The 15128-nt window shown below is 67.9% G+C and carries 13 protein-coding genes; 7 read left to right on the forward strand and 6 right to left on the reverse strand.

Annotation, left to right across the window (positions count from 1 at the left end):
• Position 1: 1 nt before the first annotated feature.
• The 7 genes from ASG95_RS17600 to ASG95_RS17630 are packed head-to-tail and all read left to right on the forward strand — an operon-like array spanning position 2 to position 6344.
• Positions 2–769 carry an SDR family NAD(P)-dependent oxidoreductase gene (locus tag ASG95_RS17600; protein WP_057378289.1) on the forward strand — a complete coding sequence of 256 codons (768 nt, stop codon included), beginning with the start codon at positions 2–4 and terminating at the stop codon, positions 767–769.
• Positions 766–1086 carry an L-rhamnose mutarotase gene (locus tag ASG95_RS17605; protein WP_057378290.1) on the forward strand — a complete coding sequence of 107 codons (321 nt, stop codon included), beginning with the start codon at positions 766–768 and terminating at the stop codon, positions 1084–1086. The genes ASG95_RS17600 and ASG95_RS17605 overlap by 4 nt, the downstream gene beginning before the upstream one ends.
• Positions 1079–2116 (forward strand): aldo/keto reductase, encoded by a 1038-nt coding sequence (locus tag ASG95_RS17610; protein ID WP_082592807.1) that lies wholly within the window; start codon positions 1079–1081, stop codon positions 2114–2116. The genes ASG95_RS17605 and ASG95_RS17610 overlap by 8 nt, the downstream gene beginning before the upstream one ends.
• Positions 2113–3399 carry an enolase C-terminal domain-like protein gene (locus tag ASG95_RS17615; protein ID WP_057378291.1) on the forward strand — a complete coding sequence of 429 codons (1287 nt, stop codon included), beginning with the start codon at positions 2113–2115 and terminating at the stop codon, positions 3397–3399. The genes ASG95_RS17610 and ASG95_RS17615 overlap by 4 nt, the downstream gene beginning before the upstream one ends.
• Positions 3400–3451: 52 nt before the next feature.
• On the forward strand, positions 3452–4225 hold the full coding sequence (locus ASG95_RS17620) for a (Fe-S)-binding protein (RefSeq protein ID WP_057378292.1): 774 nt from the start codon (positions 3452–3454) through the stop codon (positions 4223–4225).
• Between the two features lie 32 nt (positions 4226–4257).
• A complete protein-coding gene (locus tag ASG95_RS17625; RefSeq protein ID WP_057378978.1) occupies positions 4258–5715 on the forward strand; it encodes a lactate utilization protein B in 1458 nt (485 codons plus the stop codon).
• Positions 5712–6344, forward strand: coding sequence for an LUD domain-containing protein (locus ASG95_RS17630; protein ID WP_057378979.1), 633 nt, complete (start codon positions 5712–5714; stop codon positions 6342–6344). Before ASG95_RS17625 ends, ASG95_RS17630 begins: the two co-directional genes overlap by 4 nt.
• Before the next feature lie 92 nt (positions 6345–6436).
• Here ASG95_RS17630 and ASG95_RS17635 read toward each other — a convergent pair whose 3' ends face one another.
• From ASG95_RS17635 to ASG95_RS17660, 6 genes are all read right to left on the reverse strand, one after another.
• Positions 6437–7624: a serine hydrolase gene (locus tag ASG95_RS17635; protein WP_057378293.1), complete on the reverse strand. Its 1188-nt coding sequence runs from the start codon at positions 7622–7624 to the stop codon at positions 6437–6439.
• Between the two features lie 115 nt (positions 7625–7739).
• Entirely contained in the window at positions 7740–9791 is a 2052-nt protein-coding gene (locus ASG95_RS17640) for a BNR repeat-containing protein (protein WP_057378294.1), read from the reverse strand.
• A gap of 482 nt (positions 9792–10273) precedes the next feature.
• Positions 10274–10921: a GntR family transcriptional regulator gene (locus ASG95_RS17645; RefSeq protein ID WP_057378295.1), complete on the reverse strand. Its 648-nt coding sequence runs from the start codon at positions 10919–10921 to the stop codon at positions 10274–10276.
• 104 nt (positions 10922–11025) lie between these two features.
• Complete coding sequence (locus ASG95_RS17650) at positions 11026–12162, reverse strand: helix-turn-helix transcriptional regulator (protein ID WP_057378296.1); 1137 nt, start codon at positions 12160–12162, stop codon at positions 11026–11028.
• A gap of 140 nt (positions 12163–12302) precedes the next feature.
• Positions 12303–13274, reverse strand: coding sequence for a serine hydrolase (locus ASG95_RS17655; protein WP_235543995.1), 972 nt, complete (start codon positions 13272–13274; stop codon positions 12303–12305).
• Between the two features lie 277 nt (positions 13275–13551).
• Positions 13552–15084, reverse strand: coding sequence for a biotin carboxylase (locus ASG95_RS17660; RefSeq protein WP_157582495.1), 1533 nt, complete (start codon positions 15082–15084; stop codon positions 13552–13554).
• Between the last annotated feature and the right edge of the window lie 44 nt (positions 15085–15128).

The raw sequence follows: 15128 nt of genomic DNA on the forward strand, positions 1-15128 counted from the left end.
CATGCAGGAGTTCGACGGAATCAAGGCCCTCGTCACCGGCGGCGCCTCGGGAATTGGCCTCGCAGTCGCCCGCACGCTGGCGGCCCGAGGCGCCAAGGTCGCCATCCTCGACCGGGTGGCCGCAGGGGCAGGTGCCGATGACTTCGTGGTGGTGGTGGCCGACGTGACGGACGACACCTCCGTGCGTGCGGCCGTGGCCTCGGCGGTCGAGCAGCTCGGTGGCCTCGACGTCCTCGTCAACAACGCCGGGGCCGGCGCTGTCGGCTCGGTCGCCGACGCGACCGACGAGGAGTGGCACCGCGTCCTGGACGTCAACGTCGTCGGCCCGGCCCGCGTGAGCCGTGCGGCGCTGCCTGCTCTGCGGGAGTCCGGGCACGCCGCGATCGTCAACGTCTGTTCCATCGCCTCGACGTCAGGACTGCCCGCCCGTGCGGTCTACTCGGCGAGCAAGGGTGCGCTGCTGTCGCTCACGCTGGCCATGGCTGCCGACCACCTGCACGAGGGGATCCGCGTCACGGCCGTGACCCCTGGGACGTCCGACACCCCGTGGGTGCAGCGGCTCCTCGGGGCGGCCGAGGACCCGACAGCGGAACGGGCTGCCCTCGAGGCGCGCCAGCCCCACGGCCGCCTCGTCTCCGCCGACGAGGTCGCTCACGCGGTGGCGCACCTGGCCTCGCCCCTGTCCGCCTCGACCACAGGCACCTGGCTCGCGGTCGACGGTGGCATGGACCGCCTGCGGCTGCGGCCGCGGGAGAACCCCCCGTCGTGAAGCGCTTCGGCTCCGTGGTCCGGCTGCGTCCTGAGAAGGAGGCGGAGTACCGGCAGTTGCACGCCGAGGTGTGGCCGCAGGTGCTCGACCGCATCACCAGGAGCAACATCCGCAACTTCACGATCTTCCTGCGCGACGGACTGCTGTTCTCCTACCTGGAGTACGTCGGCTCCGACTACGACGCCGACATGGAGGCCATCGCCCAGGACCCGCACACCCGCGAGTGGTGGGCGCTGACCGACCTGTGCCAGGAGCGGATGGCCACCTCGCCCGACAGCCAGTGGGCGCCGATGGAGCAGGTGTTCCACCATGACTGAGCATCAGCAGGCACCGACCGCCACGGCCCCAGCGACCCCCACCGCCCGCACGACGCCCGCGCTGGAACGCCGACGGGTGGGTCGGACGGCCCTCGAGGTCACCACCCTGGGGTTCGGCGCCGCGAGCATCGGCAACCTCCACCGCAAGGTGGACGACGACACCGCCCGCGCGACGATGGACGCCGCCTGGGACGCCGGGGTCCGCTACTTCGACACCGCACCGCACTACGGCCTCGGCCTGTCCGAACGCCGCCTCGGCCAGTCCCTGGCCGGGCGCCCCCGCGACGAGCTCGTCCTGTCGACCAAGGTCGGCCGGCTGCTCGTGCCCAATGAGCACCCCGTCGGGGACGACCTCGCCGACGGCTTCGACACTCCGGACGACCTGACCCGGCTCCTGGACTACTCCGCGTCCGGGGTCCGGCGCAGCATCGAGGAGAGCCTGGATCGGCTCGGGCTCGACCGCATCGACATCGCCCTGGTCCACGACCCGGACGACCACGTCGAGCAGGTCCTGGCCGAGGCGCTGCCCGAGCTGGTGCGCCTGCGGGCGGAAGGTGTTGTGGGCGCCATCGGAGTGGGGATGAACCAGTGGCAGGCGCCGCTGCGGTTCGTCCGCGAAAGCGACCTCGACGTCGTCATGGTGGCTGGCCGCTGGACGTTGCTGGACCGCACGGGTGAGCCGCTGCTCGCCGAGTGCGAGCGCCGGGGCGTCTCGGTGCTGGCCGCCGCGCCCTTCAACACCGGCCTGCTCTCGCGATCAGACCCTGGGGGCGACACCCACTTCGACTACGCGGCACCGGACCCGCGGTTGCTGGCTGCCGCCCGAGAGCTCGCCCACCTGGCCCGCGACCACGGCACCGTCCTGCCGCACCTTGCCCTCACCTTCCCCCTGCAGCACCCCGCCGTCGCGGCGGTCGTCACCGGCCAGTCCCGACCCGGGCACGTCAGGTCCGCGGTGCAGTGGCTGTCCACGCCCGTCCCCGAGGCCGTCTGGCCGGAGGCAGCGAAGATCGTCGAAGGAGTGCTGTGAGCAGCGTCAGCTCGATCACCGTCAGTGACATCCGGTTCCCCACCTCGCGGGAGCTGGACGGCTCCGACGCGATGAACCCGGACCCAGACTACTCGGCCGCCTACGTGCGGCTCGCGTGCGACGACGACTCCGAAGGCGACGGCTTCGTCTTCACCATCGGACGGGGCAACGAGGTGGTGGTGACCGCGTTGCAGGCCGTCGAGCCGCTGCTCGTCGGCCGTGCTGTCGGCACACCCCACGACCTGGCCGAGACAGCCCGGGCACTGCTCCACGACAGCCAGCTGCGGTGGCTGGGACCGGAGAAAGGCGTCATGCACATGGCCATCGGTGCCGTGCTCAACGCCCTGTGGGACCGCCAGTCCCGCGCGGCCGGGGTGCCGCTGTGGGAGTACCTCGCGTTCCTCAGCCCCGAGGAGCTCGTCGACCAGGTGGACTTCCGCTACCTCAGCGACGCCCTGGACCGGGAGCAGGCGCTGGACATCCTGCGCGCGGCCGAGCCGACTCGTCGCGAGCGGGCCGAGCACCTGCGCTCGGCCGGCTACCCCGCATACACCACCTCTCCCGGATGGCTGGGCTACAGCGACGAGAAGATGGTCCAGCTGGCGCGCGAGGCCGTGGCCGACGGCTACACCCAGATCAAGCTCAAGGTGGGCGCCGACGCCGAGAACGACGCACGGCGGATGAAGCTCGCCCGGGAGGCCGTCGGGCCGGACATCCGGATCGCCATCGACGCCAACCAGCGGTGGGACGTCGAGGACGCCGTCAGTGCGGTGCACCTGCTCGCCCCCTATGACCCCTACTGGATCGAGGAGCCGACCAGCCCGGACGACGTGCTGGCCCACGCGGCCATCCGTCGGCGGGTGGCCCCCGTCAAGGTGGCCACCGGCGAGCACGCGCAGAACCGCGTGGTCTTCAAGCAGCTCCTCCAGGCCGGGGCGATCGACGTGCTCCAGCTCGATGCCGCGCGCGTGGCCGGGGTCAACGAGAACATCGCCATCCTGCTGCTCGCCCACCGGTTCGGGGTGCCGGTGTGCCCGCACGCCGGAGGTGTGGGGCTCTGCGAGCTCGTGCAGCACCTGTCGATGTTCGACTACGTGTCGGTGAGCCGCTCCATGGACGACCGGGTGGTGGAGTTCGTCGACCACCTGCACGAGCACTTCGTCGAGCCTGCGGTCGTGCGGAACGGGCGGTACGTCACGCCCACGGCCCCAGGCTTCTCGGCGCGGATGCACGACGCGTCACGCGAGCGCTTCGCCTACCCGGGCGGCGCCGCGTGGGCCTGACCGTGGTGCCCGGCGCCGGTCGACGGGCACGGGACACCGCGAGGGGCCCGACATGCGCGTAGCGGTCATGTCGACGTGCCTTGGCGACGCGATGTTCCCGGACGCGGTGCGGGCCACGGTGCGCCTGCTGCGCCGGCTGGGCGTCACGGTCGAGGTGCCGGAAACACAGACCTGCTGTGGCCAGCCCATGATCAACACCGGGTATCTCGACGAGGCCGTGCCACTGGTCCGCAACTTCGTCTCCGCCTTCGAGGGGTTCGACCACGTCGTCGTCCCCTCGGGCTCGTGCGCCGGTTCGGTGCGCCACCAGCACGGGTTGGTGGCAGCCCGGGCCGGGGACGCGGCGCTCACCGACGCCGTCGAGCGGACCGCGCCGCGCGTGCTCGAGCTGAGCGAGTTCCTCGTCGACGAGCTCGGTGTCGTCGACGTGGGCGCGTGGTTCCCCCACCGCGTGACCTACCACCCGACCTGCCACTCGCTGCGGATGCTCCGGGTGGGCGACCGCCCGACCCGGCTGCTCGCCGCAGTGGGAGGGATCGACCTCGTGCCGCTGCCCCGCGCCGAGGAGTGCTGCGGCTTCGGTGGCACCTTTGCCGTGAAGAATGCCGAGACGTCCGTGGCGATGGGTGTCGACAAGGCGGCCCACGTGCGCTCGACGGGGGCCGAGGTGCTCGTCACGAGCGACAGCTCCTGCCTGATGCACGTGGGCGGGCTACTCTCCCGCGAACGCTCAGGCATCCGCACGATGCACCTCGCCGAGGTGCTCGCCCACACCGCGGGAGAGCCTGCCGAGGCGCCTGACGGTTCGGGTCCGGTGGCCCGGTGAGCGCAGAGACGGGTCCCGCGATCTTCCTCGGTATGCCGCCGTTCCCGACGGCTGCGCGCGCCGCCCTGGGTGACGCCCAGCTGCGCCGCAACCTCGCCCACGCGACGGGGACCATCCGCGCCAAGCGGGCCGCGGTCATCGACGAGCTCGACGACTGGGAGGGCCTGCGGCAGCAGGCTGCCCGGATCAAGGACGACACGCTGGCCCACCTCGACGAGCACCTCCTCGCGCTCGAGGCGTCACTCATGGCCCGTGGCGCGATCGTGCACTGGGCCCGGGACGCCGACGACGCCTGCCGTGTCGTCGCAGCGGTCGCCCGCGCACGCGGCATACGGGACGTAGTCAAGGTGAAGTCGATGGCCACTCAGGAGATCCAGCTCAACGAGGCCCTTGCGGCCGAGGGGATCTCGGCGTGGGAGACCGACCTCGCCGAGCTCATCGTGCAGCTGGGTGACGATCTGCCGAGCCACATCCTCGTGCCGGCGATCCACCGCAACCGCACCGAGATCCGGGACATCTTCCAGGAGCGCATGGGAGCGGTCGGCCGGGCCGCCCCAGAAGGGCTGACCGACGATCCGGGCGTGCTGGCAGGCGCGGCCCGGCTGCACCTGCGCGAGAAGTTCCTCTCGACGCGGATGGCGGTCTCGGGCGCCAACTTCGCGGTGGCCGACACCGGGACCCTCGTCGTGGTCGAGTCCGAGGGCAACGGGCGGATGTGCCTGACGTTGCCCGAGGTGCTCGTCTCGGTGGTGGGGATCGAGAAGGTCGTCCCCACGTGGGCCGACCTGGAGTCCTTCCTCACCCTGCTCCCACGGTCATCGACCGGCGAACGGATGAATCCCTACACCTCCACCTGGTCCGGAGTCAACCCCGGTGACGGACCGGAGGAGGTGCACGTGGTACTGCTCGACAACGGTCGGAGCAGGGCGTTGGCCGACGAGTTCGCCCGCCAGGCCCTGCGCTGCATCCGCTGCTCGGCCTGCCTCAACGTCTGTCCCGTCTACGAGCGGGTCGGCGGACACACCTACGGCTCGGTCTACCCCGGCCCGATCGGCGCCATCCTCAACCCGCTGCTCAGGGGGGTGGGCCAGGACCCTGCCACGGACGCCCTCCCCTACGCGTCCACGCTGTGCGGGGCCTGCGGTGACGTGTGCCCGGTCGCGATCGACATCCCCGGCATCCTGGTGCACCTGCGGGGCAAGGTCGTCGACGCCCACCGAGGTGACGGCCGGCCCAAGGCCGAGGCGCTCGCGATGAGGGCCGCCTCCTGGGGGATGGCCGGCGCCGGGCGGATGCGGTTCGGCGAACGCCTCGTCGGCGCCGCGACCTGGCTGCTGCGCCGGTCCCGTGCAGGCACGGACCGCCCCGTCGTCTCCTGGCTGCCGTGGCCAGGGTCGCAATGGACCCGGGCCCGGGACCTGCCGGTGCCGCCGGTGGAGTCATTCCGCGCGTGGTGGCGCAGGGTCGGCCGCGGCGAGGGCTCCTCATGACCGCCCGCCAGGAGGTGCTCGCCGCAGTGCGTGCCGCCCTCGCCCCGACAACGTCAGCTCGACCGGCCCTCATGCCGGACCCGGACGCCCCGACTGCGGGCGTCGAGACGGTAGTGCCTGCGCGCAGCCGCGACCCCCAGGAACTGCTGGCCCTGTTTGCCGAGCGGGTGGCGGACTACCGGGCCGAGGTGACCCGGTGCGCAGCCGCAGACCTGGGTCAGCTCGTGGTGGCCATCCTGGACGGCTCTCGCGAGGTCGTGGTCCCGCCCGGCCTCGGCCTCGAGGTGCCGGGCGCCCGGGTGGACAACGGGCTCTCCCCGGCGGAGCTCGACCGCATCGAGGCCGTCGTCACACGGGCCTCCGTCGGGATCGCCGAGACCGGCACGGTCGTGCTCGACCATGGCCCCGGTCAGGGGCGCCGGGCAGTGACGCTGCTGCCGGACCTGCACATCTGCATCGTCGGGGAGGTCCAGGTGGTGGCGGACGTGGGTGACGCGCTGGCGCGCCTCGACCCCGAGCGCCCGCAGACCTGGGTCAGCGGGCCCTCGGCGACCAGCGACATCGAGCTGTCCCGGGTCGAGGGCGTCCATGGACCGCGTCGGCTGCACGTCGTCCTCGTCCAGGACTGACCTACGCGCCGACCCGCTGCTCTTTGCGGCCGATACTGCGTTTTGAGTAGCGACCTGTTCCGCTCTACTCCGACCGGATCCGCTACCCCCTGCTAGGCGCCAGCCAAATCCGCGAGCGAGTCCGCCCAGCCCATCCGCGGGTCCGGTCGCGAGTCGTCCGACCACATCCCGGTGCAGGTGTAGGCAACGGCCATCTTCGACTCGGGATGAGCAAACCCGAAGTTCCCACCCGCCCCGGGGTGACCGAACGTCCCACCGGATGCGAATCGTCCACTCGCGAATGGTGATCCCAGCCAGAATCCCAGCCCGAACTCGGCAAGCTGCTGGTTGGGCACAGCGGCCAACTCAGGAACGGGGCCCAAGGCCAGGGTGCGTGGCCGAGTCACGAGTTCGAGGGTCTCGGGTGAGATCAGCCGAACGGAGTCGATCTCACCGATGGTGGCGGCATAGACCCTCGCCACCGAACGTGCGCTCGCAATTCCCCCTGCCCCGCCGAATTCCATCTGGTGTCCCTCAGGCGTGTTGAGAAACTCAACCATGTCTGGAATCGACTGCACCTCGCTGAGGAGCTCCTGGACAGCAGGATCCGAGAGATCCACTCCGTGCCGTGACCACAGGTCAGCAGGACTCGTGGTGGGAGGAGGGTTCAAGCGACTGCGATGCGTGACGCGGGTCTCCCGATCCGCCGGGAGCCCGCCGATCCAGAAGTCGACTCCCAGGGGTCTGGCGACTCGCTCAGCGAAGAGTTCGCTCAGGGTCTTGCCGGTCACTCGGCGCATCACCTCGCCGTTGAGATAGCCGAAGGTGAATGGGTGGTACCACGACGCGGTCCCTGGTGCCCAGAGCGGTTCGGCGGTGGCCAGCGCCTCGACGCACAGCGCCCAGTTGGGCAGGTCACGACTCTCGATCCCCGCCGCAGAGGGAAAGAAGGGAAGACCTGCGGCATGGCTGAGGAAGTGCGCGACCGTGGTCTGATCCTTGCCGCCCACGCCGAACTCCGGCCACACCCGAGACACCGGCTCATCAGGGTCGAGCTGGCCCTGTTCGATGAGCTGCGCTGCAATGATCGCGACCATGCCTTTGGTCGTGGACCACAACACGAAAAGGGAGTCTCCGTCGATGGCGACGCCGGTCTCAGGGTCGTAGCCTGCCCACAGATCGACCACCGTGCTGTCCCCCTGATAGACGCACAGCTGGGCGCCGCCAGGGTGGTGTGCCTGTCCGCGCTCGAAAGCATCGGCGACCGCCCCGAAGCCTGGCGCAACGTGACCATGGATCATGCAATGAACTCCTCTGCTCGCAGACGTGATTCTCCTGGGTATGGATGCGGTCAAGGGGCCGCGGGGAGAACGGCCTCGCCGCCAGGCAGAGGCCGTTCTCCCTAGTGATTGGCCACTAATCGAGCAGGATTACCTGCAAGGTGCTTCCTCCTGTCGGATAGCTGGACCGCGGCTGGTCGTCGTTGCCCGGCAACGTCTCCCAGCGCAGTACGTACTGCCCATCGGCCGTTGCGCCGGCGAGGTCGCTCTCGAGTTTGACCTCTAGCCCCGGGAACGTCCCAGTCACGGTCGTCACTGAGGCGGGCAGGGGCTGGGAGGGTACCTGGGCAATCCGATTCAGCGACGAGTCGATGATGATGGACTGCCTGCCGCTGGTGCCGTTGCAGAAGAAGTCAACGCTGATGTCACCGTTGGACAGGACGCGAGAACCCTGCATGGCGACCTGGAAGTTGAGACTCCCGCCACCCCCGAAGCTCCATCGTCCGACCCAGTTGGTGATCTGGTTGATCTGCCACGTGCCGGAGGTAGTCGGACGCGCGGCGTACACCTGCGACCGGCCCTGAGCATCGTACTTGTGGTAGGTGATGAGCACCTTGCCGGCGGCGTCGAAGCCGATCCGCGCGTTGCCGTTCAGCAATCCACCATGATCAGGGACCGGGTCGATCACGTCGCCTTGGCCGTACTGGAGAGGCGTCGTCAAAGGCGTTCCGTTGTTGGTCACCCAGTTCACGAGATCCAGGCTCTTGGCGTAGGTCAGCATGCTGTTCGTCGCTGCATCAGGACTGTCGCGCCAGACCCAGATCATGTGGAACCAGCCGTCGGGTCCCTTCGTCGGACCTTGGAAGTACGAGCTCCACGTTCCTGAAGGGTTGCTCGAGGACCCGTTCCCGTCGAAGATCGGCGCGGAGACGATGTGCGACCACGAGCTCGTCGACTCGTTGTACACATTGAAGTACGTCACGCCATCGCCGGACCCACCGTCGCGGTAGTTGAAGACAAGGCTTCCGTCCGAGCGGTTGACGAACTCGGGATAGGTGACGGAGTCCTCCGCGGCGCTGCTCACCATGGTGTTGACCTTGACCAACGTGCTGATGTCGCCCGGGGTCGTGGTGCGGAAATAGACCAACGGAACGTTGTGCATGTTGCCTGAGACGTGAAGGTTTCCATCCCGGTCAAGCCCCAGCGAGACGTAGTTGTGGCTGTCCCATCCGAGAGTCGACGGAAGTGTCTTGTAGGTCCAGGCGCCGCCGATCGTGTGCTTGGCGACTGTCAGGCCGCGGTTCACGGCGTAGTACGCGACGTACTGGTCGTTTCCATCGGTGAGAAGTCGCTGCGTCACTTGCATTCCGGCCCAGGTCGATCCCACCGTGCTTGTCGAAACGACAGTCAGGTTGGGATCCGGGTAGGTGTAGCTTTCCCCACCCGGTGCGCAGTTGAGCGGGCCCGGAGGCGAAGCGGCAGGGGTGGTCGTCGAAAGGCTCCAGGTCTGCGCCCGCAGGTTTCCGGAGTTGGAATACAGCCCAGCTTTTCCTCCAGAGACTTGGGGGTCAGCCACTGCGGGCGTGTACGTCTGATCCGCCAGCGTGGCGCCCGAGCTCGCCTTGCTGACCTGCGAGCGAAGAGTGTTGCCCGTGCGGGTCAGCGTCAGGTCGAGCTGCGTGCCATACGCTGCAACGATCGTGCCGCTGGCGAGCAGGCCCGTGGAGGTGCTGTTGGACATCCGCAGCAACTGCCACCGTCCGTTCGTGCCCGTTCCAGAGCCGGTCGTCACACGAAGCAGGTAGTAGTTCAGAGCTGAGGCGCTGGTGCCCTGAACATTTCCCGCCACACCTACCCACTCGGCTCCTCCCGGGGTTCCGGTCGTGACGATATTGATCCGCGCGGAGACGGTGTAGTCGTCGCCGAGGGCGAGTGGACTGTAGGTGGCGACTGCATTGCCCGTCGCACTGGTCGACTGCGCGGCACCACTCGCGATGCTCCAGGTGCCGCGGTTCGACGCCCAAGAGCTCCCGAGGGCTCCGTCGGCGCGTTCAAAGGTGTCCGCAGCAGTGACCGTCGCGGCGTCCGCTCTGAGTGGACCCGCTAGTACGAGTGCACTCAACACGAGCACCGGAGCGAGAAGTCGTACGACAACTCGGGTGCCTCGTGAGGTGGTCGAGTACTCCATTGTCTCTTCCTTTCAGGGGGTTCCGACCAACCGCGCGTAGAGCGTCTGGGGACGTGCCGCCCTCGCTCGGTTGGTCCGGGGAAGCGCGAGGATGCGCTCCAGGCGGGCGGCGCGGAACGCCGTGCGCAACCACGTACCCGTGTCGGGCGGAGGTGTGTGCACCGTTGCGTGTCCCATCGACGAAGGCTCGGAATAGTGCTCCGACACCGCGTGGGCGAAACGTTACGCGCGGTCTGGGCGCACAATCAACCCTCGTCTCAGAACTGATAGGCCCGCCCTTCCAGGTCCCGACGAGCCGAAAGGCGAATCGTTTCAGAGGGCGGGCCGGCGACGCCGGGCATCGCATTTCGCAATGGGTTGACAGACCCGGCGTATGCCGCCCTCCCACCAAGGGCTTCTCAGGTCACCGGCGGACTTGGCCGCGAGTTCGCCACAGACTCTCGACGACCACCGAAGCCGGACGGTGTCTGCTGAGCGTCCCCTCACCCACCGCCAGCGCCACCCTGCTTGGGGATGCGCTTGGCTGCATCGGCGGCACTCCCGCCGACGACAAACGTCTCGAGCCGCTCCAGCGCTGACACCAGGTGCGCACGCATCGCCTCCTCGGCCCCGTCGGGATCCTGCCGGCCGACCGCGTCGACCACCGCCAGGTGCTCGTTCTTCGTCACGGAGTGCAGGCCTGCGTGGTAGTTGAGCCGGAAGGTGTGCAGGTGGCTGCGCAGTCGGGTCAACATGTCACTGATCATGCGGTTGCCGGCGAGGTCGGCGACCATGGCGTGGAAGGTGGCGTCGTAGACCATGTTCAGCCGGTTTGCCGCAGCCGTGATCTCGCCGCCGGCTCCACCGGCCCGGGCAGCGCGGCGCAGCTCCTTGATCTCGTCCGGCGCCGCCCGGGCAGCGGCCTTGGCGGCCAACGCGGGTTCCACGCGCAACCGGAGCTCGATGAGCTCGCGCACCTGCTCGATCCCCATCAGTGGCGCCACCGTGTAGCTGCGACCTGGCTGTTTCACGATCAAACCGTCAGCCTCGACGCGCGCCAGCGCCTCGCGCACCGGGGTCGGCGAGACGCCGAGGTTGCGGGCGAGCTCTTCGATGTTGAGCCGGGCGCCCGGTTCGAAGTCGTGGGTCATGAGCCGGCACGGCCGCGCCGCAGGCGCGGTTGCGGCGAAACCGCGTTTGAACCAGTAAGGAAACGTCTCACCCGGCGGCATCAAGAGAGGCGTCGAATTCGCCTTCAGGCGTCGTGGAGGAGCGGGATGGCGCGGTCATGCATGACCCCACGCGGAAGAAACGTCTGATGGTCGCGCTCTTCGTTCTCCCGGCCCCGTACCGGCGACACCGAAAGCGTGGCCATCAGATCGAGACGCAGGAATCCTTCGCGAGCTGCCTTGGCTGCCGCCCCCGCACGCGACTCCTGTCCGAGCTTCACGAGAATGCGCTCAACGTGCGTGGTGACAGTGCGGACTGAGATGGATCGTTCGGATGCAATGCGCTGATTGGACGCCCCTTGGGCCAGTCCGTTCAGCACGTCGAGCTCACGCGCGGAGAGTCCATACGGCGCCTCCCACGGAGACTCGATGACCAGAAGGGCGGTTTGGCCTTCGAAGAGGGGGTCCTGGACGTGTTCGATCGTGAGCGCGAGCCAACTTGGATGCGAGGGCCAGACACCCGACACGGCACGCGATGGATAGTTCAGAAGGCGCTCTGCGAACCGGCTGAAGTCGGGGTCTTCGACGCAGCTCGCCGGTTCGTACTCATCGACACACCTCGCCTTACCAGTGTGGTCGAGCAGGCTGGCACGCGCGAACTCGCCGGCGAGAAGTGGGGCTGACCTGAGACGCCGCAGGTTGCAGAGCTGTCCGAGGCTTGAGGTGAGCGCCGAGATCATCTGCACATGCCTCGACGCGAAGGCAGTCCGTGACCCTGCGGACATATGCAGCATCCCCGCATATCCGCCGTCCACAGCGAAGAGGCACGAGGTCATTCCGTCTGCAAAACCCGCCGGACGGAGAACCTCCTGAAAGAGCTCCGTCGCCCTGTAGTCATAGGGCAGATCAGTGATCCGCAGCGGTCGATGCTGTTCGAGCATCCTTCGATGAGGTTCAGTTTGCACGTACCGCTCGCCCAGCCCGACCAGAGTTGCTTCGTCGTAGGCTGAGTTGCCGAGCACCATGTGCTTGCCCGCCAAGGGGTCCCAGGCCAGGAGCGCGCCTGCATCTTGGTGGACGACTCTTTGCAGCTGGTCCAGGATTTCGACCGCCGCCTCTTTGGCGCGGCCCGACCCCGCGGCATAGGCGCAGTCGACCAGCACTTGCGTCTCGCCGAGAGTGAAGGCGGCGCCTTTGGCGTCTGGGGGGACGATGTCCATCATGCGACGCCCTTCTTGGCCCCGTTCGAGTGCTTGATTGTACCGCTACCCCGACGCGAAGGGGCGGCCAACTGCTGACTTCACCCACCCCGCGGAGTTCGAGGACGTCCTCATGTGCGCGTCTGCATTAGATCCCGTCGGCGTCAGACCAGATGCCTCGAAATTTCGTCGAAGGCGCGCAGGGTCGCGAAGAGTTTCCATGCGTGCTGAGGCTCAGCCCAGCTGGACAGTTTCGCGGCGACGACACCCGTGGTCGGGTTGACGTAGATCATCTGTCCATGAATGCCGAGGCACAGGAGCACATCGCGGTCGGCGTAGGGGAGCCAGAACTGGTTGCGGTACATCCCGCCCGGCATCAGCGTCTGGGTTGGACTTGTAGCGAAGGCTGCGCGGGAGTCGGGCTCGCCACGGAAGGTCTCCTCGATCCAAGAAGGGGGAAGTATCTGGTTGCCAGATAGCGAGGCCCCTCCTTGTGCCAGCATGCTGCCGAAGCGGGCGAGGTCGCGAAGCGATGCGCAAATTCCCCCGTCGTACATGCCGGAGCCGGCCGAGTCCACGGCGATCGTTGCGTCGTTCTCGGCTCCGAGCCGCGACCAGAGCAGTTGCGACATCAGCTCGGGCATCCGGAGTCCGGAGGCGACCTCGCAGATCCAACCGAGGACGTCTGTCTCGCAACTGCGGTATTCAAAGGGTCCGCCGTGGGGTGCCTTCTGCTGCAGCGTCAGGAGGAAGTCGTACATCGTGTGAGGGACTAGGGGATGTTGGCGAGGCGCCCAGCCGATCGCCTGTTCCAGGACGCGCACCTCGGCCTGTGGGTCGAGGTAGTCCTCGGAGAAGTGGATGCCCGATCGCATGTCCAGCAGGTGGCGTACGACGGCGCCGGAGTAGCCGCTTGATGCCAGCTCCGGCACGTACGAGTTGAGCGGTCGAAGGGGATCGAGCGCACCGCCCGCGACCAGCGCGCCGGCCACGACACCGACCAGAGACTTGCTCACGGACATGAGCAGGTGCCGCGTGTTGGGGTCCATCCCTCCGGGGTATTCCTCGGCGATTATCCGTCCGTATCGGCAAACCATCCACCCGTTGGTGTTGGTGGCCGCCATGGTCTCGGCCACAGTCAGGGTGGACCCGTCGGGCTGGGGGACCGCGAGGTCGCCGACGGCCGAGCGGCTAGGAGGTAGCTCGGCCGCGGGGTCGGTGCCACGGGCAATGATGGCGGTCGGGAACAGGTCCTCGATGTGCTGGAACGACCAGTGCAGCTGCGGAGCGACCTGCCAGTTGTCCAGGGTCACAGCTCCTGGTGGACGGCTTGCCTTCTCCCCTAGTACCACCGCATTTTCAGCCCTTCCCCTATTGAGGGCTCTCCGTGCGTCATCCTGATCTCGGCTGAGCCTAGCTCTGAGCAACGGCGCTCCACTGGGTATCTTCAACTGCTGGCTGCTGGATCTGGGGTGGCATCACCGGGGTGCCGGTGTAGTGGGCTCGGATGGAGTCGATGAGGTGCTTGGCCCGAATCGTCAGGCTCCCCGCCCTCCCCGGCACTTGGGTCTGCAGCCTTCCCTTGGTGACCACAACGCCGAGGTCGGCGCCCTTCCATCGGTAGTCGCCCGGACCATAGATCCGCAGGAAGAACGCTTCGGACTCGTTCTGCAGCTGATGCCAGTCGAGGGCAGCCCGCCGGTACACGAGGGCACCGGCACCGTCGACGCTGTACGCCCCGGTGGGCGCCGCGGTGTCGATCCGCTCCACTCCCGGCCCCGTCTCCTTGATGATCATCTGCGACCACAGATCGACTGTCGCGAGCTCCTGCCAGCGTTCGTTGATCTCCTCGACATCGAGGTCGAAGTCGATATCGAGGTACTCCAGCAGATGGAACAGGAAGAGCGGCACGTCTGCATACGCACCGGCAGTGACGTTGGTGATCGAGGACGCGCCGCTGATGCGCGGGTTGATCTCACCGAGGTAGACCTCATCGGTGTCGACATCGATCAGCACATCGACCTCAAAGAAGCCTCGGTAGCCCTCCGCGCCGAGCCGCTCACCCAGCCGGCGTACCAGTGCAGAGGCGCGTGCGCGCAGGTCTCCCGTAAGCACCTCGGGAAACATCTCGTTGCCGCACCATCCACCCCGGTACGGGGTGAGCTTCGTGTGGCCGGTCAGTTCGGACATGAACGGACCTACCACGGTGCCGCACTTGGTCAGCACCGCTTCCACCGCCACCGGGCGGTTGTTGATTCGCTTCATGACCTTGACCTCGTTGCCCACGACGTCCTTGCTGTGCTTCCTCCAGTCCGCCTCGGAGGCGATGAAGAACGTCGTCTTGCCCGAGTCGCCGTATGCCGTCTGGACGACCAGGTCGGTCCCAAGGCCCGCGTCCTCGGCTGCCCTCATGAGGCCGTCGAAGTCCTCGACCATCGCCACCACGTTGGGCACGCTCGGCACTCCCACCTCGTTGCCGAGGCGAGTGGTGACGAGCTTGGAGTCCAAGTGCGTCCGCAGCTCGGCCTTCGGCAGGATCAGGTCGTAGCCGAGCTCATCGCAGATGCGTTCGGTCTCCTCATCGAAGAACACCATCGCGATCTTGGGACGGACCCCGAGTCTGGCCCGGCTGGCAATGAAGGCCCGCACCTCCGAGTTCTCCAGCAGCCAGTTGTTGATGTGCTCGCCGCTCTCGAAGTCGACGAACGGCCTGTCTCCAGGCGTGAACACTCGCGGATGCGCGCCGTCCCACGCGTCGTAGTAGGCGATGTAGGTGAAGTTGCGCACCCAGCGGTCGAGCCCCAACAGGTTGAAAGGAGTCGCACCCACGAAGTAGATCGGCACATCGTTGGTACGGAAGAAGTGGCGCACCTCGGACATGTTCCTCAGCGGCCTCCGGGAACTCTCGGCAAGCGCCGCCGGGCCGAACGCCGCGTCGGTCGCCATGGTCGCCACGGGTTCGGAGCCGATGGGAGGAGCCACTGGAACGG

Origin of the sequence: Phycicoccus sp. Soil803 (assembly GCF_001429685.1) — a bacterium.
GTDB lineage: Bacteria > Actinomycetota > Actinomycetes > Actinomycetales > Dermatophilaceae > Pedococcus.

Excerpts from the sequence above, each read along its gene's own strand:
- ASG95_RS17650 (WP_057378296.1), bottom strand. The coding sequence starts at position 12,162 with ATGATGGACATCGTCCCCCCAGACGCCAAAGGCGCCGCCTTCACTCTC.
- ASG95_RS17645 (WP_057378295.1), bottom strand. The coding sequence starts at position 10,921 with ATGACCCACGACTTCGAACCGGGCGCCCGGCTCAACATCGAAGAGCTC.
- ASG95_RS17620 (WP_057378292.1), top strand. The coding sequence starts at position 3,452 with ATGCGCGTAGCGGTCATGTCGACGTGCCTTGGCGACGCGATGTTCCCG.
- ASG95_RS17630 (WP_057378979.1), top strand. The coding sequence starts at position 5,712 with ATGACCGCCCGCCAGGAGGTGCTCGCCGCAGTGCGTGCCGCCCTCGCC.
- ASG95_RS17600 (WP_057378289.1), top strand. The coding sequence starts at position 2 with ATGCAGGAGTTCGACGGAATCAAGGCCCTCGTCACCGGCGGCGCCTCG.
- ASG95_RS17610 (WP_082592807.1), top strand. The coding sequence starts at position 1,079 with ATGACTGAGCATCAGCAGGCACCGACCGCCACGGCCCCAGCGACCCCC.
- ASG95_RS17640 (WP_057378294.1), bottom strand. The coding sequence starts at position 9,791 with ATGGAGTACTCGACCACCTCACGAGGCACCCGAGTTGTCGTACGACTT.
- ASG95_RS17660 (WP_157582495.1), bottom strand. The coding sequence starts at position 15,084 with ATGGCGACCGACGCGGCGTTCGGCCCGGCGGCGCTTGCCGAGAGTTCC.
- ASG95_RS17625 (WP_057378978.1), top strand. The coding sequence starts at position 4,258 with ATGCCGCCGTTCCCGACGGCTGCGCGCGCCGCCCTGGGTGACGCCCAG.
- ASG95_RS17635 (WP_057378293.1), bottom strand. The coding sequence starts at position 7,624 with ATGATCCATGGTCACGTTGCGCCAGGCTTCGGGGCGGTCGCCGATGCT.